This is a genomic window from Streptosporangium sp. H16 (genome assembly GCF_051918855.1).
In the GTDB taxonomy this organism is placed as follows: domain Bacteria; phylum Actinomycetota; class Actinomycetes; order Streptosporangiales; family Streptosporangiaceae; genus Streptosporangium.
Genome location: NZ_JBPXMD010000008.1, coordinates 1 through 21,507, shown reverse-complemented (window position 1 = coordinate 21,507; position 21,507 = coordinate 1). Strand labels below are relative to the sequence as shown.

The 21,507-nt window shown below is 72.3% G+C and carries 21 protein-coding genes and 1 pseudogene; 11 read left to right on the top strand and 11 right to left on the bottom strand.

The annotated features are described in order from the left end of the window. Positions 1-49 precede the first annotated feature (49 nt). Positions 50-1,216, top strand: coding sequence for an ROK family protein (locus ACTOQ2_RS15310; RefSeq protein ID WP_440100241.1), 1,167 nt, complete (start codon positions 50-52; stop codon positions 1,214-1,216). Between the two features lie 164 nt (positions 1,217-1,380). On the opposite strand, the gene ACTOQ2_RS15305 is transcribed toward ACTOQ2_RS15310, so the two are convergent. The 3 genes from ACTOQ2_RS15305 to ACTOQ2_RS15295 form a co-directional block, all read right to left on the bottom strand. Continuing rightward, positions 1,381-1,710, bottom strand: a complete 330-nt coding sequence (locus ACTOQ2_RS15305) for a hypothetical protein (protein ID WP_440100240.1) — start codon at positions 1,708-1,710, stop codon at positions 1,381-1,383. Between the two features lie 61 nt (positions 1,711-1,771). Continuing rightward, the gene (locus ACTOQ2_RS15300; protein WP_440100239.1) at positions 1,772-2,185 is read right to left on the bottom strand and encodes a hypothetical protein; all 414 of its coding nucleotides are present in this window, start codon (positions 2,183-2,185) and stop codon (positions 1,772-1,774) included. Beyond that, positions 2,182-2,985 carry a hypothetical protein gene (locus ACTOQ2_RS15295; RefSeq protein WP_440100238.1) on the bottom strand — a complete coding sequence of 268 codons (804 nt, stop codon included), beginning with the start codon at positions 2,983-2,985 and terminating at the stop codon, positions 2,182-2,184. The genes ACTOQ2_RS15300 and ACTOQ2_RS15295 overlap by 4 nt, the downstream gene beginning before the upstream one ends. Positions 2,986-3,159: 174 nt before the next feature. On the opposite strand from ACTOQ2_RS15295, the gene ACTOQ2_RS15290 reads away from it, so the two are divergent. Continuing rightward, complete coding sequence (locus tag ACTOQ2_RS15290) at positions 3,160-4,389, top strand: XRE family transcriptional regulator (RefSeq protein ID WP_440100236.1); 1,230 nt, start codon at positions 3,160-3,162, stop codon at positions 4,387-4,389. 50 nt (positions 4,390-4,439) lie between these two features. Beyond that, positions 4,440-4,652 (top strand): helix-turn-helix domain-containing protein, encoded by a 213-nt coding sequence (locus ACTOQ2_RS15285; RefSeq protein WP_440100235.1) that lies wholly within the window; start codon positions 4,440-4,442, stop codon positions 4,650-4,652. Between the two features lie 40 nt (positions 4,653-4,692). Here the strand turns inward: ACTOQ2_RS15285 and ACTOQ2_RS15280 are convergent, their stop codons facing one another. Further along, positions 4,693-5,145 carry a MarR family winged helix-turn-helix transcriptional regulator gene (locus ACTOQ2_RS15280; RefSeq protein ID WP_440100234.1) on the bottom strand — a complete coding sequence of 151 codons (453 nt, stop codon included), beginning with the start codon at positions 5,143-5,145 and terminating at the stop codon, positions 4,693-4,695. Between the two features lie 71 nt (positions 5,146-5,216). Here ACTOQ2_RS15280 and ACTOQ2_RS15275 point away from each other — a divergent pair, with 71 nt between their 5' ends. Further along, positions 5,217-5,726 (top strand): VOC family protein, encoded by a 510-nt coding sequence (locus tag ACTOQ2_RS15275; protein WP_362834808.1) that lies wholly within the window; start codon positions 5,217-5,219, stop codon positions 5,724-5,726. A gap of 247 nt (positions 5,727-5,973) precedes the next feature. Here ACTOQ2_RS15275 and ACTOQ2_RS15270 read toward each other — a convergent pair whose 3' ends face one another. Together ACTOQ2_RS15270 and ACTOQ2_RS15265 are read right to left on the bottom strand one after the other, a co-directional pair. Then, positions 5,974-6,954 (bottom strand): asparaginase, encoded by a 981-nt coding sequence (locus ACTOQ2_RS15270; protein ID WP_440100471.1) that lies wholly within the window; start codon positions 6,952-6,954, stop codon positions 5,974-5,976. A 79-nt stretch (positions 6,955-7,033) separates the two neighbouring features. Then, entirely contained in the window at positions 7,034-7,930 is an 897-nt protein-coding gene (locus ACTOQ2_RS15265; protein WP_440100233.1) for a hypothetical protein, read from the bottom strand. Between the two features lie 364 nt (positions 7,931-8,294). Between ACTOQ2_RS15265 and ACTOQ2_RS15260 the strand changes: the two genes are divergently transcribed. From ACTOQ2_RS15260 to ACTOQ2_RS15245, 4 genes are all read left to right on the top strand, one after another. Then, entirely contained in the window at positions 8,295-9,533 is a 1,239-nt protein-coding gene (locus ACTOQ2_RS15260) for a histidine kinase (protein WP_440100232.1), read from the top strand. Further along, a complete protein-coding gene (locus ACTOQ2_RS15255; protein WP_440067644.1) occupies positions 9,524-10,165 on the top strand; it encodes a response regulator transcription factor in 642 nt (213 codons plus the stop codon). Before ACTOQ2_RS15260 ends, ACTOQ2_RS15255 begins: the two co-directional genes overlap by 10 nt. A 6-nt stretch (positions 10,166-10,171) precedes the next feature. Further along, positions 10,172-10,972 (top strand): DUF4097 family beta strand repeat-containing protein, encoded by an 801-nt coding sequence (locus tag ACTOQ2_RS15250; protein WP_440100231.1) that lies wholly within the window; start codon positions 10,172-10,174, stop codon positions 10,970-10,972. Positions 10,973-11,106: 134 nt separating this feature from the next. Continuing rightward, the gene (locus tag ACTOQ2_RS15245) at positions 11,107-11,736 is read left to right on the top strand and encodes a TetR/AcrR family transcriptional regulator (protein ID WP_440100230.1); all 630 of its coding nucleotides are present in this window, start codon (positions 11,107-11,109) and stop codon (positions 11,734-11,736) included. A gap of 91 nt (positions 11,737-11,827) precedes the next feature. Here the strand turns inward: ACTOQ2_RS15245 and ACTOQ2_RS15240 are convergent, their stop codons facing one another. The 3 genes from ACTOQ2_RS15240 to ACTOQ2_RS15230 are packed head-to-tail and all read right to left on the bottom strand — an operon-like array spanning position 11,828 to position 15,041. Then, entirely contained in the window at positions 11,828-12,487 is a 660-nt protein-coding gene (locus ACTOQ2_RS15240; RefSeq protein ID WP_362689635.1) for a response regulator transcription factor, read from the bottom strand. Then, on the bottom strand, positions 12,484-13,605 hold the full coding sequence (locus tag ACTOQ2_RS15235) for a sensor histidine kinase (protein ID WP_440100228.1): 1,122 nt from the start codon (positions 13,603-13,605) through the stop codon (positions 12,484-12,486). The genes ACTOQ2_RS15240 and ACTOQ2_RS15235 overlap by 4 nt, the downstream gene beginning before the upstream one ends. Beyond that, positions 13,602-15,041 carry a serine hydrolase domain-containing protein gene (locus ACTOQ2_RS15230; protein WP_440100227.1) on the bottom strand — a complete coding sequence of 480 codons (1,440 nt, stop codon included), beginning with the start codon at positions 15,039-15,041 and terminating at the stop codon, positions 13,602-13,604. Before ACTOQ2_RS15230 ends, ACTOQ2_RS15235 begins: the two co-directional genes overlap by 4 nt. 350 nt (positions 15,042-15,391) lie before the next feature. On the opposite strand from ACTOQ2_RS15230, the pseudogene ACTOQ2_RS15225 reads away from it, so the two are divergent. Together ACTOQ2_RS15225 and ACTOQ2_RS15220 are read left to right on the top strand one after the other, a co-directional pair. Beyond that, positions 15,392-16,795 (top strand): annotated as a pseudogene (locus ACTOQ2_RS15225) (GH1 family beta-glucosidase); the annotation flags it as partial. Beyond that, positions 16,775-17,803: a LacI family DNA-binding transcriptional regulator gene (locus tag ACTOQ2_RS15220; RefSeq protein WP_440100469.1), complete on the top strand. Its 1,029-nt coding sequence runs from the start codon at positions 16,775-16,777 to the stop codon at positions 17,801-17,803. The pseudogene ACTOQ2_RS15225 and the gene ACTOQ2_RS15220, both read left to right, overlap by 21 nt. A 313-nt stretch (positions 17,804-18,116) precedes the next feature. On the opposite strand, the gene ACTOQ2_RS15215 is transcribed toward ACTOQ2_RS15220, so the two are convergent. Together ACTOQ2_RS15215 and ACTOQ2_RS15210 are read right to left on the bottom strand one after the other, a co-directional pair. Then, on the bottom strand, positions 18,117-18,635 hold the full coding sequence (locus ACTOQ2_RS15215; RefSeq protein ID WP_440100226.1) for a COG4315 family predicted lipoprotein: 519 nt from the start codon (positions 18,633-18,635) through the stop codon (positions 18,117-18,119). Between the two features lie 396 nt (positions 18,636-19,031). Beyond that, complete coding sequence (locus ACTOQ2_RS15210) at positions 19,032-19,727, bottom strand: winged helix-turn-helix transcriptional regulator (RefSeq protein ID WP_440100225.1); 696 nt, start codon at positions 19,725-19,727, stop codon at positions 19,032-19,034. A gap of 82 nt (positions 19,728-19,809) precedes the next feature. On the opposite strand from ACTOQ2_RS15210, the gene ACTOQ2_RS15205 reads away from it, so the two are divergent. Beyond that, positions 19,810-21,264, top strand: a complete 1,455-nt coding sequence (locus tag ACTOQ2_RS15205) for an MFS transporter (RefSeq protein WP_440100224.1) — start codon at positions 19,810-19,812, stop codon at positions 21,262-21,264. The last annotated feature ends 243 nt before the right edge of the window (positions 21,265-21,507 follow it).

Genomic DNA, 21,507 nt, shown 5'->3' with positions numbered 1-21,507 from the left:
GGACTTAATATGGATCGAGGTGGTGGGATCGTCAAGGGGTGGTTGTTCCATGACACAGGCCGTACGCCACAATTCGATGCGCGCCCGCAACCTCGGTGTGGTCCTCGGCGAGGTCCGCAGGAGCGGCCCGATCACCCGGGCGGCGCTGGCCGAGATCACCGGACTGACCAAGACGACGGTGTCGAAGATGGTCGGCGACCTGATCGAGGCGGGCATGGTCGCCGAGTCGGGAGCGCTCAGGGATGGCGAGCGGGGACGGCCCGGCACGGCCGTCGCGCTCAGCGGGCGGCGGGTCGCCGCGCTCGGCCTGGAGATCAATGTCGACTACCTGTCCGCCTGCGTGGTCGACCTCACCCTGGCGGTGCGGCTCAGATATACACAGGCTGTGGACAACCGTACGTCCTCGCCTGTGGAAACCCTCTCCCACCTGGAAGAACTCGCCCACAGGGCTGTGGACGAAGCACACGGGGAAGGCCTCTCCATCGCCGGATCGACCCTCGCGGTGCCCGGCCCCGTGGACAGCGGGCTGGTCCACACGGCCCCCAACCTCGGCTGGCACGACGTCCGCGTCTCCGACCTGCTCGGCTTCCCCGTCGAGGTGGACAACGAGGCCAACCTCGCGGCCCTGGGCGAGCTCTGGTTCGGCTCGGTACCCGGCGACTTCCTGCACGTGTCGGGGGAGATCGGCATCGGCGCGGGCCTGGTGGTCGGCGGCGCCCTGTTCCGCGGCGCCCGCGGCCTCGCCGGGGAGCTGGGACACGTGGTCGTCTCCCCCGACGGCCCGGCCTGCCGCTGCGGCGGCCGGGGCTGCCTGGAGCAGTACGCCGGGCAGGACGCGCTCCTGAGGGCCGCCGGACTCGCCGGGGTTCCCGACGGCGTGGCCACGCTGCTGGCACGCCTCCACTCGGGCGAGCGGGACTCTCTGGAGGCCTGCGAACGCGCCGGTCAGGCACTCGGCGTCGCCCTCACCTCCGCGGTGCACCTGATGGATCCGGGGACCATCGTGCTGGGCGGGGTCTTCGCCCCGCTGTTCCCGTGGATCCGGGGTCCGGCGCACGAGACGATGACCTCCCGGCTGGGCGTGATGCGCCGGGCCGTCCCCGAACTGACCGTCTCGCGGCTCGGCGGCGACGCCGCGACCCTGGGCGCCGCCGGGCAGATCATCCACCAGGTCATCGCCGACCCCTGGAGCCACCTGTCCACGGCGCGGACCTGACGGCAGGGACGCTCTGTCCGGCTCCTTTCCTCGTACTCCTCAGGCTTCCTGAGGAGTCGCCTGGTCGCGTCCGACCCCGCGGGCGGCCCCTGGTCGCGCACCACCGCCCGCGGGGAGTCGGGGACGGCGGCACGGGAGGTGGGATCGCCGTGCCGCCGCGTCACTCAGGAAGGGTCCACCGGTTCGACGTAGTGCTTCCCGAGTCGTCCGGCGACGCGGCGCGCGACCTGCGGCACATCGTCCGAGGGGGCGTGGTCGGCGGGTTCCTCCAGGTAGGTGGTGCCCCAGCAGAAGAACATGCCCGCGGAGTCGGCCCACACGGTCAGGTCGGCGCTGATCACCAGGCGGGGTTGGCCCTGGTCGTAGGAGATCTCCGGGTAGATCCGGTGGGTGTGGAGTTCGGTACGCAGGTGCTTGAGCGCGGAGATGGCGCCGGGATGCCAGGTGACCGCGCTCAACCGGTCGCCTGCAGTGGTGCCGTGGGACGGAATCACGGTCGGCTCCTCAATGGGTGTGTGCTGCTGCACCCGTCGGACGGCTCGGGCCGCGTCGGCGTCAGCGCGGGTCGACATGCTCGGCCAGGATCACGTTGGCCGGCAGCGGCAACCCTCCGCGCAGCACGTCGGCGGCATCCCTGGCGCGCAGGACGGCGTGGTGCCCGGCGAGCTGTTCGGCGGCTGCGAGCAGCGTCAGCGCGGAGCTGAACAACGGACTGCCCGCGTCGCTGAGCTCGGGGCCGGTCCACCAGAACCTCTCGCCGTCGGTGTAGGCCAGCAGCCCGTAGTGGACGGACACGATCGCGTTGCCGGAGGCGAGTTCGTGGACGTCCGCCCGGATGTGGTGAACCCCCGCCAGTACGGCGGCCAGGTCCTCGGCGTGCCGCACGGCGGTGATCACCGAGGAAGCGGGTCCAGCGCCGCACCCGCACCTGCCCGCAGGAGTGTCGCCCCGCGCAGGGGTCGTGTTCATGCCGCGACCTCCCGCCGGTACGGGTTGTGTCGCCAAGAGGAAGGGGCGTCCGGTGAGTGGTCCCGGCCGGGGGCGACGGCGAGCCCCGGCCGGGAAGTTCGGTGGGTCCGGTGCCGGTCGCCGGTGCCGGGGATGTCCGGCAACACGGTGAGCGTCCGCCCGCCGGCCGGTTCTCCGGGTCGCGGGTGTCGCGTCCGGTCTCTCGCGTTCCGGAGCGGATGTCCGGAAGCGCGGGCCGCGTTGTGGGCTGGAGGTTCAGATACGCGGGCCGCGTTTTGGGGCGGATGTCCGGGGGCGCGGGCCGCGATCAGGGCTCGCCGCCGGGTGAGTGGATCCTGGGCGAGTGCCAGGCGGGCCGCGCGCTCCTCGCGGGGTTCGACCGGCCGATGCGGGCGGCCCGTGCCGGGTGTCTCCGGGCGGCGCGCGTCCGTACGCCCGGCGGGCCGGGTACGGACCGATGCCGTCTCGCCCACGGCCCGGCGGGGCGCGGGCACGACCTCGCGCTCGGCCCGGCGGGGCGCGGGCACGACCGGAACGGGTCGCGCGGTGACCTCGTGAGCGGGCTGGAAGGTCGGCAGCCCCCGGCCGAGTCCGATCCGGCGGCGCGTCTCCAGGCGGGCGGCCATCACCTCGCCGGACGGCTGCGCGTACTCGTGGTCGGCGGCCTGGCCGGGGCAGCCGTGCGCGTAGGGGGCGTGCCCGCAGACAGCGCAGCCCATCGGCAGCGGCAGATTTTCGGCGAAGCAGCCGCAGCCGCTCGCCCTGGTCCGGTCGAGAACCGGAGCATTAGGGTTGTTCACGGGTCAGGAGGACCTTCCTGATCAAGGGACCCGTACGGCGTTCGCAGCGCCTGCGGGTCCCGCTCTTTGCTGCACCTCTTCTCATCCAAACGCTGCGTAACCTGCTCGGTACAGGTGCCCGTAGGGGACACTGGGGGACAGGCGGATGTCCCCTCATCCCACGGAGGTGAGCTCATGGCCGCTGACGACTTGCCCGGATGGGCTTTGCGGTTACGCACCGAACGGCACGATCGGCTGTGGGGTCAACGCGACGTGGCGCGCGAGCTCATCAAGGCGGCTGACGGGCGCATCCCTTTACCGTCGATGGAGTCCGTCATACGCCGAATCAAGGCGTACGAGGCTGGGAACAACCAGCCGGACGAGCCGTATCGGACGCTGCTTTGTCGCGTATTCGGGCTGAGCGAGGCCGAACTATTCGCGTCGGCGAACATGCCGCTTCCTGCCCTTGCTCTGCCATCTCTCGCGCCCGATTCAGATTTGTACGAGCGGATCACAAACGCGATCAGCGAACCGCGGCGCGTGGACCTGGAAACGATCGAGTGGCTGGAGCGGTGCCTCGCCGAACATCGCCGGGCCGAAGACACGATGGGCAGTCGTCCTCTCATGCCCGTGGTCCGCGCGCAGCTCTCCACCGTGACCGATCTCGCCCGGGGCGTATCCGGTGCGCCAGGTGACCGGATGGTGAGCATGGCTGCCCAGTACGCCCAGTTCCTCGCATGGATGTGCCAGGACTCCGGCGACCTGGCCGCCGCATTGGCCTGGTACGACCGCTCCCATGGCTGGGCACTGGAAGCAGGGGACGCCGCTCTGGCCTCCACGACACTTAACATGCGGGCGCACCTGTCGTGGAGCGTTGGGGATCCACAACGCTGTGTACGGCTGGCCGAGGCGTCTCGCTGGCACGATGGTCGCACAACCCTTGGTGTGCAAGGTATGGCCGCCCAGATGGCCGCTCGCGGACACGCTCAGATGGGGGAAGCTCGGGCCGCGCGCTCCCTGCTCGGCGAGGCCGAGGAACTCATCAAGCGCGCGGCTGAGCGCCCTGACGACGAGCCGCCCTGGATGTACTTCTATGGCGAAGGCTGGTTCTTCATGCAGCGCGGCATGGCCGAAATGGAACTTGGCGACGGTCGGCGCGCGGTGGCGCTTCTTGAACGAGGACTGGCGGGACTCTCGGAGTCCTATCGGCGCGACCGTGCCTGGTTCGGGGCATGCCTGGCGCGTGCTCACGCGATGGCGGGTGAGGCCGGGGCGGCGACGGAGGCGGCGCTCGGTGCCGCGCCCGACGCCGTGGCCGTGAATACCTACGCCGTCCGGGACCTCCGGAAAGTGGTCAAGTTGCTCGACCGGATGCGCGCGCCTGGCGCGCGGGATCTCGAAGAAGCGCTCTCGATGTCGACCTGACCCGCCGAAGTCCCCGCCGGTCATTTTCCCTTGGCCGGTCAGAAAGCCTTTTGTATGACCGGCGGGGCGCGCTTGGGCTGACCGTGGCCGAACTGGCTGAGCGTGCGGGCATGACCGAGGATGAGATCGAGTGCATCGAGGAAGGTGGGACCGCGCCGACGATCACCTTGCTGCGGCGTCCGGCCGCGGCGCTGAACGCCGATGTTCGTCTCACCTCCGGTCATGATCTGGGTTCGGTCTGGTTCGAGCCACACGCGGCCTGATCGACGGACGCCGGTCGCCAGGCACGCCGCTCGCATATGGTCACGAGGGGTCCGGGGTGGGGAGGATCGCGGCGCAGATCTCTCGTAGTTGGCGGAGCTGATCGGGGGTCAGGCGGTCGAACACGGCTTGCCGTACGGCCTCGACGTGTCCCGGGGCGGCGGCGGTGAGGACCGCGAGGCCCTGGTCGGTGAGGATCGCCCAGCTCACGCGCTTGTCCGCGGCGCACGGCTCGCGCCGCACCCAGCCGCGCTCCTCCAGCCGCTTCACCGCGTGCGACAGGCGGCTCTGCGAGGAGTTGACCTCCGCCGCCAGCTCGCTCATCCGCATCATGCGCTCGGGCGCCTCGGAGAGCTTCACCAGCACGGCGTAGTAGGCGTGCGGCATGCCGGAGTCGCGCTGCAGCTGCCGGTCCAGCTCCTCCTGGACGAGCTGCGAGGCGGCCAGGAACGCCCGCCAGGTGCGCTGCTCGTCGTCGTCCAGCCATCGCGTCACGGGCCCAGCTTACTTGAACTATCAACTAAACGGGGGTAATCTACTTGAGAGTTCAAGTTTTAGGAGGAACCATGCCGGTCCAGCGGCTCAACCACGCCGTTCTCTTCGTCCGCGACGTGGAGCGCAGCGTCGCCTTCTACCGGGAGGCACTCGGCTTCAGGATGGTCATGGGCATGCCGGGCGCCGCGTTCCTCCAGGCCTCGGGGTCCAGCAACGACCACGACCTGGGCCTCTTCGAGATCGGCGCGCAGGCGGGTCCCTCGGAGGCCGGGCGCTCGGCCGTCGGCCTCTACCACCTGGCCTGGGAGGTCGACACCCTCCAGGAGCTGGAGCGGATCGCCCTCAAGCTCGGCGAGCTCGACGCCCTCGTCGGCGCCTCCGACCACTCCACCACCAAGGCCCTGTACGCCAAGGACCCCGACGGGCTGGAGTTCGAGGTCTCCTGGCTGGTCCCCGCCGACCTGCTCACCGAGGAGGTGCTGAACGGGCGCTCCGGCATCAAGCCCCTCGACATCGCCAGGGAGAAGGAGCGGTACGGCGCCGAGACCCGCGGCGGCCTCGGGGTCTCGATCCCCGTCTGATCATTCCGGCCCGTCCGGTCGCCCCGCGGCCCGGCACCCCGTGCCGGGCCGCGGGCCGTGCGGGCACCGGAGCGGGGAGGGGGTGATCCGGCGAAGGCCTCCCCAGCCCTTCGCCGGATCACGGACTCCACCGACGTGCCCGCACAGCTCGGCGATACTCCCCTTTTCGCGGTTTTTACCTATCCGAACATCGCCTCACGGCGCGTCGGGACCTGCCGAACCGGCGCCAGGGCCTGCCGAACCGGCGTCAGAGCCTGCCGAACCAGTCGCGTACGGCGTCGATCCCGCCGGTCCCGAGGGCGACCATCAGCGCGCACCGCGCCTTCGAGGGCGCCAGGCCCCTGGCCCCGATCGCACCGACACTCGCGGCGAGTCCCGTGCCGAAGCGCATCTCGCCGAGCGGGACCGCGCCGGTACGGCACCTCGACGCGACGACCACCGGGATCCCCCACTCCGTCAGCTCGGCGATCGCCACGAAGAGCCCGACCGGTACGTTGCCCATGCCGGTCGCCTCCAACACGACGCCCTGGGCCCCGGCGTCCACGACGGCGGTGAGCAGCACGGGTTCGATCCCCGGATAGGTCTTGATCAGGGCGACGTCCGACGCCGGGTCCCCCCCGAACGCGGGCGGCCGGGGCGGTGGGGCGGACAGCGTCTCGACCCGGCCGCCGGTCACCCGGCCCAGCACGGCGAAGGGGGCCGACGAGAACGCCGCGACGCTCGTGGCGTCGACCTTGGCGACCCAGCGGGCCGCGTGGACCTCGTCGTTGACGCACACGACGGCCCCGGCACCGCGCAGCGCGCCGTCGGCGGCCACCACGAGCGAGGAGGCGAGGTTGCGCGGGCCGTCCGAGGACAGCTCGTCCAGGGAGCGGACGGCGCCGGTCAGCACGATGGTGCCGCGCTCCGCCGCCCGGCCCGCGAGGAGGTCCACGAGGTAGGCCGTCTCCTCGATCGTGTCGGTGCCGTGAGTGATCACGACGCCGTCGAATCCGCGATCCAGGATGGCCGAGCGCGCCCTGCGGGCCAGTTCCAGCATGGTCGAGGGCGACATGTCCCAGCTGGGCTCCGCCATCACGTCCTCGGCCACCACGTCCACAGCGTCCACAGCGTCCACAGCGATCGTGCCGGGCGGGAGCGCCCTCAGCAGTTCGGCCCCCGACGCGACTCCCGGGCGGCCCGGGGCGTAGGAGTGGGCGATGACGTCACCGGTCGCCAGCAGCAGCACGCGCTTCAAGGAGACGATCCCTTCGTTGGCCGCCTTCAAGTCTCCCTCTATTTATAACCCATTACTAACCCCATTGGGGTTATCTAAAAGCCGGAGCGGCCTCCGGCCAGGGGCGCCGGCGCCGTTCGCGGTCCGGGACGCGTGACAGCTCTCCGGCGAGCCCGGCTCCGGGGTCGGCGAGCCCGTCCCTCCGGAACAGCGCGTGGGCCGCCTCCCGCGTCCCGTCGTCCCGCCGCGCCCTGGTCACGAACTCCTCGGGTGTCCGCCCGAACAGGAGCCGCAGCTTCGCGGAGCGCGCCAGCAGGTGCCCGATCAGCTCCGGCTGGGGGGCGAGCCGCAGCGGCTCTCCCTCCTCGTCCACCAGGCATCCGTGCCCGCCCGCGTAGATGTGGCACGACGGGAGGGTCTCCCCCGAGGAGAGGCGCACCGGGAAGGAGCTCGGGGGCAGCGGGAGCCGGAGGTAGTTCGGCTCGGTCGCGTCCAGCGCGGCGAGCTGGGCGTCGTCCACCCACACGACGAACAGGAGTGACGCGCCCGCCACCCTGACGGGCGCGGCGGGCAGGTAGGCGTTCCGGCTGACGTGCGCCGACACCCCCGGGGCGACGCCGTGCACGGTGGCCGGGGTCAGCGGGACGACGGGCCGGATCCCGGCGGCGGTGAACTTGCGGTGCAGCTGGCCCGGCGCGGCGTTGGACCCCACCGCGACCACCGGGTGGCGGGCCTCCATCGGCCCCGCGCCGAGGCTCGCCAGGTGGTCGGCGAGCCGCACGACCCGGCTGCCGGACCGGACCCGCCGGTCGCCGAGGGCGCCGGCGTCCTCGGACATCGGCAGGAAACGGCCGTCGGCCAGCAGCCCGGCTCCCGAGGGGAGGCGGCCCGGGTAGGTCAAGGGCTCGGAGATCGGGTCGTGGGCGAGAAGCCGGGAAGGATCGGCGGCGCCGGGGAGGCCGGGAAGCACGGGGAGTACAGGGAGCATGGGTAGACCTGGGAGTGCGGAGAGGACAGGGGCACGGGGAGGCCGGGGGTGCGGAGAGGGCGGGGGCACGGGGAGGCCGGGGGGTACGGGGAGGCCGGGAGGGAGGCCCGACCGGGAGGCGACCGCTCCGTCGCCCCTCCCGCGCCATGCCGCTCGGCACGCTCGCGGGAGCCCGTTCCTCAAGGTTAGGTGAAGCCACCAAATGATGTCTTTACCCTACGAAGAGGGCAGACCGTACGACCGTGACACCGGAAGCACCCCGTGAAGAGAACCCCGGCCCGGCCGTGAAGGTGGGGTTTGCCCTACCTTTTTCCCGGATACCTCGCCCCTGTGCCCCGGTCGCGGCGGTCCTTACGGTGGTCACATGACCGGCATCGAGATGACCACCCCCTGGGAGAGGATCAGCGCCCACTGGTCCGCGCGGGCCTGGCTCCGCACCGCGCACCTGGTGACGGGCGTACCGATCGCCCTGCTGGGCACGGCGGTGATCGCGGCGCTGGTGACGGCGTCGGTGCTGCTGGTGTGGACCGTGGTGGTCCCCGTGGTCGCGCTGCTGCTGTTCTTCGTGGTCGTCCGGGCGCTCACCCTGGTGCAGCGGTCCCGGTTCGCGGCCTTCCTCGACGTCGACATCCTCCCGGTCCCGCGCCGCCCCCTGAGCATGAACCCGTTCAGGCGGCTGCTCCAGGAGGCCAGGACGCTGAGCACCTGGCGCCGGCTCGGGTACCACCTGCTGGCCCCGCTGATCAGCGGCGTCGGCGCCGTCTCGGTCGTCGGGGCGTGGGCGGGCGGCCTGGTCACCGCCGCGCTCGCCGTGCGGTACTGGGCGATGGAGGAGACCTGGCCGAGCGTGGCGTTCGTCCTCGTCTCCGGGGCCCTGCTCGTCGCGGGGCCGTGGGTGGCCCGCGGGTTCGCGGTGCTGGACGTGATCGCCGCCGAGGCCCTGCTCGGCCCCAGCCTGAGCGACCAGCTGGCCCAGCGGGTGGAGACGCTGCGGGAGAGCCGTACCGGGGTGGTCGACGCCGCGGACGCCGAGCGCCGCCGCATCGAACGGGATCTGCACGACGGCACCCAGCAGCGGCTGGTGTCGCTGGCGATGAACCTGGGCATGGCCCGCGCCACCCTCACCGACCTGCCGGAACCCGCCCGCGAGGTGATCGTGCAGGCACACGAGGAGGCCAAGCAGGCCCTCAAAGAGCTGCGCGACTTCGTCCGGGGGCTGCACCCGGCCGTACTCAACGACCAGGGCCTGGACGCGGCCCTGTCCGGCCTGGCCGCGCGGGCCCCGTTCCCCGTACGGCTGAGCGTCGACATCTTCGAGCGGGTCTCCCCGACGATCGAGGCGGTGGCGTTCTTCGTCGTGTCCGAGGCGCTGACCAACATCACCAAGCACGCGGAGGCGTCCGGCGCCGAGGTCGTCGTCGACCGCCTCGGCGACCGCCTCCACGTGGCCGTCAGCGACGACGGCCGCGGCGGCGCGGACCCCGACCGGGGGACCGGCCTGCGCGGCCTGTCCAACCGGGTCGGCTCCGTGGACGGCATCCTGTACGTCGACAGCCCGCTCGGCGGGCCGACGACGATCAGAGTGGAGCTGCCGTGCGCGTAGTGCTCGCCGAGGACTCCGTACTCCTGCGAGAGGGGCTCGTCCGCCTGCTCGGCTCGGCGGGCATCGAGGTCGTGGCCGCCGTGTCCGACGCGGAGGGGCTGCTGCGCGCCGTGGACGAGCACGTTCCCGACCTCGTCGTCACCGACGTTCGGATGCCCCCCTCGCACACCGACGAGGGCCTGCGCGCGGCGCTCGTCCTGCGCCGCCAGCGGCCGAAGCTCGCGATCCTCGTGCTCTCCCAGTACGTCGAGGAGCGCTACGCCACCCAGCTGCTGTCCACCGCCACCAGCGGGATCGGCTACCTGCTCAAGGACCGGGTGGCCGATGTCGAGGAGTTCCTCGACGCGCTGCGCCGGATCGCCGCCGGAGGCACCGCCCTGGATCCCGAGGTGGTCGCCCAGCTGCTGCTGCGCCGGCACAGCGACCCGCTGGACCGGCTGACCCGCCGGGAGCACGAGGTGCTCGCGCTGATCGCGGAGGGCCGCTCCAACACCGGGATCGCCGAGGCCCTGGTGGTGTCCGAGAGCGCGGTCGGCAAGCACATCAACAACATCTTCACCAAGCTCGACCTCTCCGGCGCCGACAAGGACCACCGCCGGGTGCTCGCCGTCCTGCGATTCCTGAAGGTTTGAGAGAGCATGCCGACACGAAACAACGCCCGCACCGCCTGGCTGATCGCCGGTGGGACGCTCACCGCGCTCACCGTGGCCTTCACCGCCCTGGCGGCGTGGGCCGAGATCACGATGGTCCGCCCGAGCGCCGAGACCACGACGCAGTCCCGGGCGCTCACCGCGACGGGCATCGTCGTGGAGGCCACCGGCCACGTCAACGTCTCGGTCGTGCCGGGCGCGGCGAAGCGGCTGGGCCTGGAACGGACGCTCCTGTGGACCCGGGACCGGCCCGTGGTCACCGAGGAGTGGGACGGGCGGACGCTCCAGCTCGACGTCCGCTGCCCCGGCGGCCGTCCCGACGGCCCCGCCTGCCAGGCCGACTACATCCTGAGCGTGCCCGCGGCCACCGACGTCGAGGCGGCGTCCCGCCGCTTCGGAAACGTTTCGGTGAGCGGGATCCAGGGCGACCTGCGCCTCTCCACCGCCATGGGCGACGTGGTCGCGGACGGCACGGGGGGTGCGCTGCTGGTGCGGGCACAGACGGGGAACGTGATCGGCACCGGCCTCAGGTCCGCCGGGGCCGACGTCGAGACCGGTACCGGAGACGTCGATCTGAGGTTCGCGGCCCCGCCGGACGACGTCAGCGCCGTGGTGCGGGCGTCCGGGGACGTGAAGGTCAGGGTGCCGGACGGCGAGGAGTACGACAAGGGTTACGACGTGCGGACCAACACCGGGAACGCGACCGTCGGGGTGCGGCGCGACCCGGCCGCCCCGCGGCGGATCACCACCCTGACCGGGTCGGGCGAGCTGAGCGTCCTCCCGTCCTGACCCGCGGTCTCCCGTCCCACGAGCCCCACGCCTCCCTCTCGGCGCGGCGGGACGGAGCATCGCGCACACAGGTTTGACCAGGTCAAAACCAATGCCAGGGCGTCTCCACCCGTGCGGAGGACTTGAATCGAGTCATGATTCCCGCCGACGACCCGCAGAGCCGAGCGGTCATCGACATCGCGGCGCGGCTCTTCGCGGCGTTCGGTCACGACGGCACGTCACTGCAGGGGATAGCGGAGGCGGCCGGGCAGGACCTGGCGTGGGTGCAGCAACGGTTCGGCGACAAACACGACCTCTACCTCGTCGTCATCGAGCACGCCAGCCGGGCGGAACGGGCCGTCGTGGAGGACGCGCTCAGCGCGCTCCCCGCCGCCGGCCCCGAGGAATTCGCCGCCGTCATGTACGAACTCTCCGAGCGCTACCTGGAGTTCTGCCTCGACAACCCGCAGATCCCCGCGCTGTGGATGCACCGCTGGCTCGGCGACGCCGCCGACCTCCCCGACCTGGAGCAGACCTACTCGGTCCCCATCATCAACCTCACCCGCGACGCGATGCGCTCCGCCGCCGGGGCCGGGCTGATCGACGACCAGGTGGACCTGAGCCTGCTGCTGCGTACGCTGATCTGGAGCGTGTACGGGTTCCTGCACGGCGAGGCGATCGCCGAGGCGGAACACTCCGTCTCCACCGACCCGCGGGCGCGGCGGCGCCTCCTGGCCCACCACCGCCAGTTGCTCGACCGCATGCTGAAACTGCCCGGAGCCTGAGAACGGCCTTCGAGAGATCTTCTCCGGCCCCGGAGAACGGAGTGCCCGCCGGATCCGTGCCGTCCCGGGAGGCGGGGCCGCCGGACGGCACTCAGGCGTCCCCCGGCACCAGACCCGCCTCGTAGGCGATGATCGCCGCCTGGACGCGGTTGTTCAGGCCGAGCCGGAGCAGGATGGCGCTGACATGGGATTTGACGGTGCCCTGCGAGAGGAACAGCTCTCGGCCGATGTCCTGGTTGGACATGCCCCGGCCGACGAGGGCCAGCACCTCGCGCTCCCGCGCGGTCAGCGACCTCACATGCTCGCGTGCCACTCCCGCCCTGGAGAGCCTCCCCCCGCCCAACCGCGCGATGACCTTCCGCGCGATCCTCGGCGACAGGTACGCCGCGCCGTCGGCGACCGCGCGCACCCCCATGATCAGTTCGCGGGGGTCCGCGGCTTTCAGCAGGAAGCCGCGGACCCCCTCGTCGAGCGCCCGGGAGACGTACTCGTCCTCGTCGAACGTGGTCAGCATGACGACCGCGACCTCCGGCATGGCGACACGCAACTCGGCCGCGGCGGACAGGCCGTCGAGGTGGGGCATCCGGATGTCCAGCAGCGCGATGTCCGGCCGGTGCGCGCGCACCAGCTCGACCGCCTCGCGCCCGTCGGCGGCCTCGGCGACCACCTCGACGCCCTCGTCGGTGGCGAGGATCGCCTTCACCCCCGCTCGGATCATGGCCTCGTCGTCGGCCAGCACTATCCGGATCATCGGCTTCCCTCGTCTCCTCTTCCGCCGGGCGGGGCCTCTCCCTCGTCGAGGGCCCGGCCGGGCAGGAACCCCTCCCGGCCGGACGGGAACCCCTCCCGGCCGGACGGGAACCGCGCCGTCACAGTGAACCCGCCGTCATGGGGGCCGGCCCGCAGGGTACCCCCGAGCAGCCGCACCCGCTCGCGCAGACCAGCGATCCCGCTCCCCGCACTCGCCGGAACCGGAACCGGAACCGGGACCGGAACCGGAGCCGAGCCCGGCACCGAAACCGAGCCCGGCACCGGCACGGCACGGGCGGTGGAGTTGGACACGGTGACGGTGACCGCGTCGCCGGCCCGTTCGACGCGGACGAGCACGTCCGCGCCCGGGGCGTGGCGGGCGGCGTTGGTCAGCGACTCGCGCACCACCCGGTGCACGGCCCTGTCCGCCAGCGGCGGCAGGGGCGCCCGCTCGCCGGCGCGGTCGAGGGTGACCGTCATCCCGGCGCCGCGCGCGCGGTCCACCAGCGCCTCGATGGACTCGTCCGGCGGCTCGGTGGAGACGCCGCCGGTCTCGCGCAGCACCCCGAGGGTGTGGCGGAGCCGGTCGGTCGCGGTGACCGCGGAGGCCCGCAGCTGGGCCGCCGCCTCCCGGTTCCGCGGGGTCATGTCGGCGGCCAGCTCCAGGGCTCCGGCACGCAGCGCGATGAGTGCCAGTTCGTGGCCGAGCGAGTCGTGCATGTCCTCGGCGATACGGGCGCGCTCGCGAAGGGTGACGCGCTCGGCGATGAACTCCCGCTCCCGTCCGAGCCGGGCGACCCGCTCCCGGCCCGCCTCCAGCAGGTCGGCCTGCTGCCGCTGGAAACAGCCCGCCAGCCACGGCAGCACCACGAAGAGGCCGAGGACCGCCAGCGCGCCGACAGTGGTCGCGAGGTCCGGCACGGCGTAGAGGGCCCCGGACGTCGCGAGAACGGCCAGGAGCAGCCAGCCTCGCCGTACGGGCAGACGACGTCCGTGCAGGTAGGCGGCCACGGCCAGTACCACGAAGAGAAGCTGCCGCCACAGCGGGATGCTGTCGAGGTGCAACCCGCTGATCAGAGCGGATCCCGCGATCACCGCCAGTGCCACGCTGTTTCTCACCGGGCCGACCCTACCGACCGCAGTCTCGCCAGCCGCGTCGCGGCCGTGACGACCCCCGCCACGGCCGCGACCGCGAAGGTGATCGTCATCGGTGCGGCGAAGTAGGTGAGCTGCTCCCAGGTGACCGTCCGGCCGTTCATGAGAAAGGAGATCAGCAGCGGATACACGGCGAGCAGCGCGACCGGCAGCAGCGACGGCGCCAGTCGCAGCCCGATCCGCCAGGCGGGACTCCCCGCCCTCCGGCTCGCCCAGCGGCGGGAGCGCAGCACGCCGAGCACGCCCAGGCCCGCCGCGGCCAGCGCGATCAGTCCCAGGACCAGTTCGAACCCCTGCCGGCCGCCGCCCGGCACGTCGGGCGTGCCGCCCCGGCTCATCGCGACGAGGCCGGTGAGCACGTCGTAGGTGTCGTCGTAGAGGGCGGCACCGTTGGTCATGACCGCGAAGCCGTACCCCGTGTCCGGGGCGATCGCCTCCACGGCGGTGTAGGTGAACAGATTGCCCGAGTGCACGAGCATCCTGGCGCCGCCCACGCTCTCCTCACCCCAGCCCATGCCGTAGTCGCGTACCGCGGACGGCGTGTGCATGGTCCTCAGGCTTCCCGGCGTCACCAGTTGCCTCCCGCCGCCGGTCTGGCTGATCAGCCATCTGCCCATGTCGGCCGCGTTGGTGACGACGCCGCCGCCACCGCCGTCGCGGAAGCCGGGCATCTCGGGGCGCGCCACCCAGGCGCCGTACACCGAGTTGAATCCCTCGGACGGCCTGACGACGCGGTCCCCGACGGCGCTGCCCGTCATGCCGAGCGGGCCGAAGACCCGCTGCTTCATGTAGTCGCCGAATCTCCGTCCACTGGCGACCTCGACCAGCCTGGCGGCCACGTCGTAGTTGACGTTGCAGTACTCCCAGCGCGTACCGGGATCGGCGGCCAGCGTGCCGGTGCCCAGCGCGGACACGTAGCCGGCGAGCGACGTGGCCGCCCGCGTCGCGCCGATGTCGACGGTGGTGTCGGACAGCCCCGACGTCTGGTTGAGCAGCTGCCGCACGGTGATCCCGGCGGCGCGCCGATCGGCCATGCGAAACTCCGGCAGCCGCCCGGCGACCGGCTCGTCCAGCGAGATCCTGCCGTCGTCGACCAGCGTCATGACGGCCATGGCGGTGAACGACTTGCTGACCGAGGCGACACGCATCGGGGTTCTCTCGGTGACCGGTTCGCCGCCCGACTGGCGCCCGTACCCACCGGCGTGCACGACCTTGCCCTTGTGGGTGACGACGACGGACATGCCCGGCAGGCCGGTGGACTCCATGGTCCTGTCGAGGTAGGCGTCGACGGCGGCCGGGGTCAGCCCGGTGGCGGGTGACGCGGCGAGCGCGGCGGGAGCCGTGACGAGGGCCGCGACCAGACCGGCCGCCGCCGCCAGGCGGATGAGCTTGTGTTTCATAGGAAGAACCTAGAAATCCCAGGTCCCGGAAAGATCCGACGATCGACCACCACCGCCCCCGACCAAAGTCTGATTTCCGGGCGGTGTGGTGGGCCGGTGTGGAGGAGGCCGGTGTGGAGGAGGCCGGCCGGCTCCCCGTCCCCGCTGTCGGTGGCATCCGTTACTGTGTCACCGATCATGAACGCGGGTGAAGTGGGAGCGTGCCCACGCGGGTCGGGAAATCATCTCGACGCCAGGCCGCGACCGTCCCATGATGTCGGTAGGACACTTCCACCGGCCAGGACGACGGCGACCCCGCCACCGCCTCGCGCGTCCTGGCAGTCGCGAGAACCAACGGGGGTTTTCGAAGGATGACCGCAACGACCATCTCGGCCCGGGGCGAGACCCTGGCCTTTCCCGAGGGCTTCGTCTGGGGCGCCGCCACCGCCGCGTACCAGATCGAGGGCGCCGCGCGAGACGGGGGGCGGGGCCCGTCGATCTGGGACACCTTCTCCCACACGCCGGGCAGGACCACCGACGGCCACACCGGCGACGTGGCCTGCGACCACTACCACCGCTACGCCGGCGACGTCCGGATGATGGCGGAGCTGGGTCTCGGGGCCTACCGGTTCTCGGTGGCGTGGCCCAGGATCCAGCCCTCGGGCTCGGGGCCCGCCGTCGCCGCCGGGCTCGACTTCTACGACCGGCTGGTGGACGAGCTGCTGGCGGCCGACATCACGCCCTACGTGACGCTCTACCACTGGGACCTCCCCCAGGCGCTGGAGGACCTGGGCGGGTGGACCAACCGCGACACGGCCCACCGCTTCGCCGACTTCACCCGAATCATGTACGACCGGCTCGGCGACCGCGTCGGGACGTGGATGACCGTCAACGAGCCGTGGGTGGCCGCGGTGCTGGGGTACGGCATCGGCATCCACGCGCCGGGCCGCGCCTCGGCGGCGGAGGCCTTCCGCGCCTCCCACCACCTCCTGCTGGCCCACGGCCTGGGCGCTCAGGTGCTGCGCGACGGGGGCGCGAGCGAGATCGCCCTCACCCTGAACCTCACGCCCGTGATGACGCCCGGACAGGTGAGCGACCCCGACCTCGTCCCGTCCGCCGAGGACGCCGAGGCGGTGAACCGGATCGACTGCCTCATCAACCGGCAGTTCCTCGACCCCGCCCTGCGCGGGAAGCATCCCGACACGGTGCTCGCCATCATGGAGCGCATGGGCGGGACCGACCACATCCACGACGGCGACCTCGAAACGATCAACCAGCCCATCGACCTCCTCGGGATCAACTACTACACCCCCTGCGTCGTGCGGTCCGAGCCGGGCGAGCCGGCCAACGCCGCCTACCCCGGCAGCGAGGACATCCGGTTCAGCGGCACCCACGCCCCGACGACGGCGACGGGCTGGGCGATCGTGCCGACCGGGCTCTCCCAGCTGCTCACACGGCTCTCGCGCGACTACCCCGAGGTCGGCCTGATCGTCACCGAGAACGGCGCCGCGTTCGACGACGTGGTGGCGGGCGACCGCGTGCACGACGCCGACAGGACCGCCTTCTTCGAGGGCCACCTGAGGGCCGCGCACGCCGCGATCGAGGCCGGTGCCGACCTGCGCGGCTTCCTGGTGTGGTCGCTGCTGGACAACTTCGAGTGGGCCGAGGGTTACCACAAGCGCTTCGGGATCGTGCACGTCGACTTCGAGACGCAGCGGCGGCTGCCCAAGGACAGCGCGCTGTGGTACCGCGAGGTGATCCGGCACAACGGGCTGCACCGCGAGCGCGCCAAGCGCCCCACCCTGGAGGCGGTCGCCGCCCGCGCGGGCGTGTCGAGATCGACCGTCTCCCGGGTGATCAACGGTGAGGGCACGGTCAGCGACGAGTTCCGCGCGATCGTCATGCACGCCGTCAACGAGCTGGGCTACGTCCCCAACTCGGCGGCCCGCAGCCTGGTGACCCGGCGCACCGACTCGATCGCGCTGGTCGTCTCCGGCTCCCCCTCCGGAGCCCGTTCCGACGACCCGCTGTTCTCGGCGACCGTCCGCTCGGCCACCCGGGAGCTGGAGGAGTCGGGCAAGCGCGTCACCCTCATGCTCGCCGACTCGACGGCCGGCCGGCTCCGGGTGGAGCAGTACGCCGCCTCGGGGCACGTGGACGGGGTGGTGCTCGTATCGACTCAGGGCACCGACCCGCTGCCCTCCGCGCTGGCCCGTACGGGCATCCCCGTCGTGTCACTGGGCAGGCCCGCGGTGGCGACGCAGGCCGCGTACGCCGACGTCGACAACGCGGGCGGCGCCGCCTCGGCGGTCGGGCACCTGCTCGCCAGGGGACGGCGGCGGATCGCCGCGATCGCCGGGCCCCCGGACGCGGTCGCCGCGCAGGACCGGCTCAGGGGCTACCGCGAGGCCCTGCGCGACACCGGGTACCGGTCGATCATCGCCGTCGGCGATCTCACCCTCGCCTCGGGCGCGGACGCGATGCGCCAGCTCCTGCGCGACGACCCGGCGCTCGACGCGGTCTTCGCGGCCGGCGACCTGATGGCGATCGGCGCCCTGCGGGTGTTGAGCGAGTCGGGGCGGCGGGTGCCGGACGACGTCGCGATCGCGGGATTCGACGACATCGAGGCGGCCTCCTACGCCGTGCCCGCGCTCACCACGGTGCGCGCGCCCCGGGAGGACCAGGCGCGGGCGGCGGTGCGCCTGCTTCTCCGCCAGATCGACGGCGGCCCCGTGTCGTCGACGATCCTGCCCACGGAGCTCGTCGTCCGGGAGTCCACCTGACGAGGTGACCGCGCGCCTCGACCGGCGGAGAACTCCGCGAAGGCGCGGGCGGAGAACGTGAAGGGCCCGCCGGGGCGTCGGCGGGCCCTTCACGTCTCGCGCCCCGGGCAGGGCGAGCCTCACGGTTTCTTCGGCGGGCTCGCCCGTGTCGCGGGCCGGCACGCCGTGCCCGCCGCCTCCGGCCCGGACTCCCGGACTCCCGGACTCCCGGGGGTCCGGGGGTCCGGGGGTCGGGGGGTCGGGGATCCGGCCTCACGGACACGCTCGTTCACGTCCTCCGGGTCGGCGCTCGTTCACGTCCCCCGGGGTCGGCTCAGTCGCGTGCCTTCTTCCCGTCCGCGTCGACCGCGTACCACTCGTCGCCGAAGCCGTCGACGTCGTGCCCCTTGACGTCGCCGGCCTTGGTGTCCTTGGCGAAGTAGTAGAGGGGATGGCGGTTGTAGGTCACCTGCGTCGTGCCGTCGTCCCGCTCGGTGGTGTCGAGCAGGTCCTCCTTGACGCCCTGGCCCGCTTCGGGCTTCCCGTCCGTGACGTACGGCGGCCACGCCCGCGCGCAGGCGTCGGAACACGACGACTTCCCGTCCTTGTCCTTCTCGAAGAGGTAGAGCGTGCGTCCTCCCTCCCCGACCAGGACCTTTCCGATACTCGTCTCTCCCAGCTCGACCTTGGCCCTGGTCGCCGGCGAGGACGAGGCGGGGGTTTCTGGCGAGGTGGGCGACGCCTTGACCTGGTCCGCGACCATCGGCTCGGTCGTGCTCCCGTCGTCGGCGCCGCCGCATCCGGCTGCGAGCACGCCGAGCGCGAGCACGCCGGCATGAAGCAACTTCCTCATCTCCGACCCTCCAGGTAAGCAGTGCCATTACTGCTGGACAGCAGACACGCTGCGGCACCGGTTGGGGGACACGACACGGATCGCTTGGACATGCCTTTGCCCGCCCTTGCGAGACCCGTCTCACGCCCGGACCACCCGGGCCACCCGGGCCACCCGGGCCACCCGGCCACCCGGCCACCCGGCCACCCGGCCACCCGGCCCACCCTGACCCGCCCTGACCCGCCCGGACCGTGCGAGCCGCCCGGCTCCGGCTCGCTCGCGACCGTCCGCGTGCGGGGGGCCGGGAGCGAGGACGCCGGGTCACGTCGGGACCGGGCCGGGGACAGCGGGGACAGCCGGGGACAGGGCCGGGGGAATGGCCCGGGGGAATGGCCGGGGGCGGGCGGGGCGGGACGGTCAGCCGCAGGTTGGGAGGGTGGCGCGGGAGCGGCGGCGGTGTGCCCTCTGGCGGCACGCCGTGCCGCAGAACCGGGCGGGGCGGCCGGTACGCGCGGCACGGATCGGGTCGCCGCACATCTCGCACCGCGAGAGGCCCGCGCCGGGACGGCTCTCCTCACGCGCCGGCGCCGCGGCCCAAGTTTCGTTACGTAGCGGCACCGCGGGCCGGGTTTCGTCGCGTGGTGGTGCCGCGGACGGGGTTTCGTCACGTGGGGGCGTCGCGACCGGCGCGGTGTCCGCGCGGACGTCGTAGTTCGCCCGGGCGGCGGCGATCTCGTTCTGGTGCCGCTCCGTCCAGTTGACGAGCGACTGGATGGTGTCGTGCAGGGTCACGCCGAGGGGCGTGAGCTCGTAGTCGACCCTGGGCGGCACGACGGGATGCACGGTGCGGCGAACCAGGCCGTCCCGCTCCAGATGGCGCAGGGTGACGGTGAGCATGCGCTGGCTGACGCCGTCGATCTCGCGGCTCAACTCCGTGAAACGGAGGGTGCGGCTGTCGAGGAGCGCGATGACGAGCAGGGACCACTTGTCCGCGACCCGGTCGAGGATCTGGCGGACCTCACAGTCTTCCCGGGTGTCCCACTGGTGGGCGTCGACGTAGGCGTCGCCGGTATCCGAGCAGCGACTCGGTGACTTCGAAGTGCCTTCTTCCATGGTCATTGATGGTGTCCGATGATGCGACTACTTACAAGAGGGAACCATTCGCGGTTCCCGCCCCTCTCCAAGGAGTCGTCCCGTGTCCACACCACTGTCCCCACCGTCGGATCGCATGAGCGGGCGCGCCTGGGGCATGCTGCTCGTGCTGTGCGGCGCGATCTTCCTGGAGGGGATCGACGTGGCGATGCTGAACGTGGCCCTGCCGTCGATCCGCTCCGACCTGGATCTGTCCACCGGCTCGCTGAGCTGGGTGATGAGCTCGTACGTGCTCGGCTACGCCGGTTTCATGCTGCTGGGCGGGCGGGCCGCCGACCTGCTCGGCCGGCGGCGGATGTTCCTCACATGGCTCGGCGTCTTCATCGTCTTCTCGGGTCTGGGCGGGTTCGCGACCGAGGGGTGGATCCTCATCGTCGCCCGTTTCGTGACGGGGGTGGCCGCCGCGTTCATGGCACCCGCCGGGCTGTCCATCATCACGACGAACTTCGCCGAGGGCCCGCGGCGCAACCGGGCGCTCCTGGTCTACGCGGGCACGGCGGCGGCCGGTTTCTCCCTCGGCCTCGTCATCGGCGGCCTGCTGGCCGAGATCAGCTGGCGGTGGGTGTTCTTCGCTCCGGTGATCATGGCCTCCGCTGTCCTCGTCGCCGCGCTCCGCCTCATCCCGGACGGCGACCACCCGCCCCGTCGTACGCTCGGCTTCGACCTGGCCGGAGCGGTCACCGTGACCGCGGCGATGATGGTGCTGGTGTTCGCGGTCGTCAGGCTGGAGGATCCGGCCGCGGGATGGGGCTGGACGGCCGGAGCGCTCGCCGCCGGGGTCGCGCTGCTCGCCGCCTTCACTGCGATCGAGCGGCGGTCGGCGTCGCCGCTGGTGCGCCTGGGCATCCTCCGCTCGGCTCCGCTGGTGCGCGCCAACCTCGGCGCGCTGCTGTTTGGGGGCTCCTTCTTCGGGTTCCAGTTCCTCGTCGTGCTCTACCTCCAGGAACTGCGCGGCTGGTCGTCGTTGCAGGCGGCCCTCGCCCTGCTGGTGGTCAGCATCGACGCCGTGCTGGCGCCGACCCTCACCCCTCGCCTGGTGAACCGCTTCGGCAACGTCCGGGTGATCTTCGGCGGGCTGTGCCTCGCCGCCGTGGCCTACGCCCTTTTCCTGCCGGTCGGCCTCGACTGGACGTACGCGGCGATGTTCCCGAGCATGATCATTCTGGGTCTCGCCTTCTCCCTGGCGTACGGGCCGCTCACCATCGCCGCGACCGACGGCGTGGCCGAGGAGGAGCAGGGACTCGCCGGTGGGCTGCTGTACACCTCCTTCCAGTTCGGCGCGGCGCTCGGCCTGTCGGCGGTGACCGCCGTGAACGTCGCCGTCACCGGGTCCGGCGGACCCCCCCTCACCGAGCTCGACGGCTTCCGCGCGGCCCTGGTCATCCCGCTCGCGATGGCCGTCGTCGCAGCGGCCGTCGTCGCGTCCGGCCTGCGCGGGCGCGGCGGGGCGGGCACGGAACCCCGCCACGTGACTCCGGTGCCCGCCGAGTCGCGGTAGACCCTGTCGCGGTGGATCCGGTGCGCGGGGTCCGGTACGCGGTGGATCCGGTGCGCGGGGCCCTCGTCCCCGATCGTCCCCGGCCGGCGGCCGACCTTCCCGCGCAGTCCCCGACCGCCCCGGGCCGACGCCCGTTGCCCGACGCCCGCACGGCACGAATGCCCGGACAGCACGAAGCCGGCCCCCTGGGGAGCCGGCCGGGTTCGAGCGTGGGAGACCGATCGGGTCGGTGTCGGGTCGGTG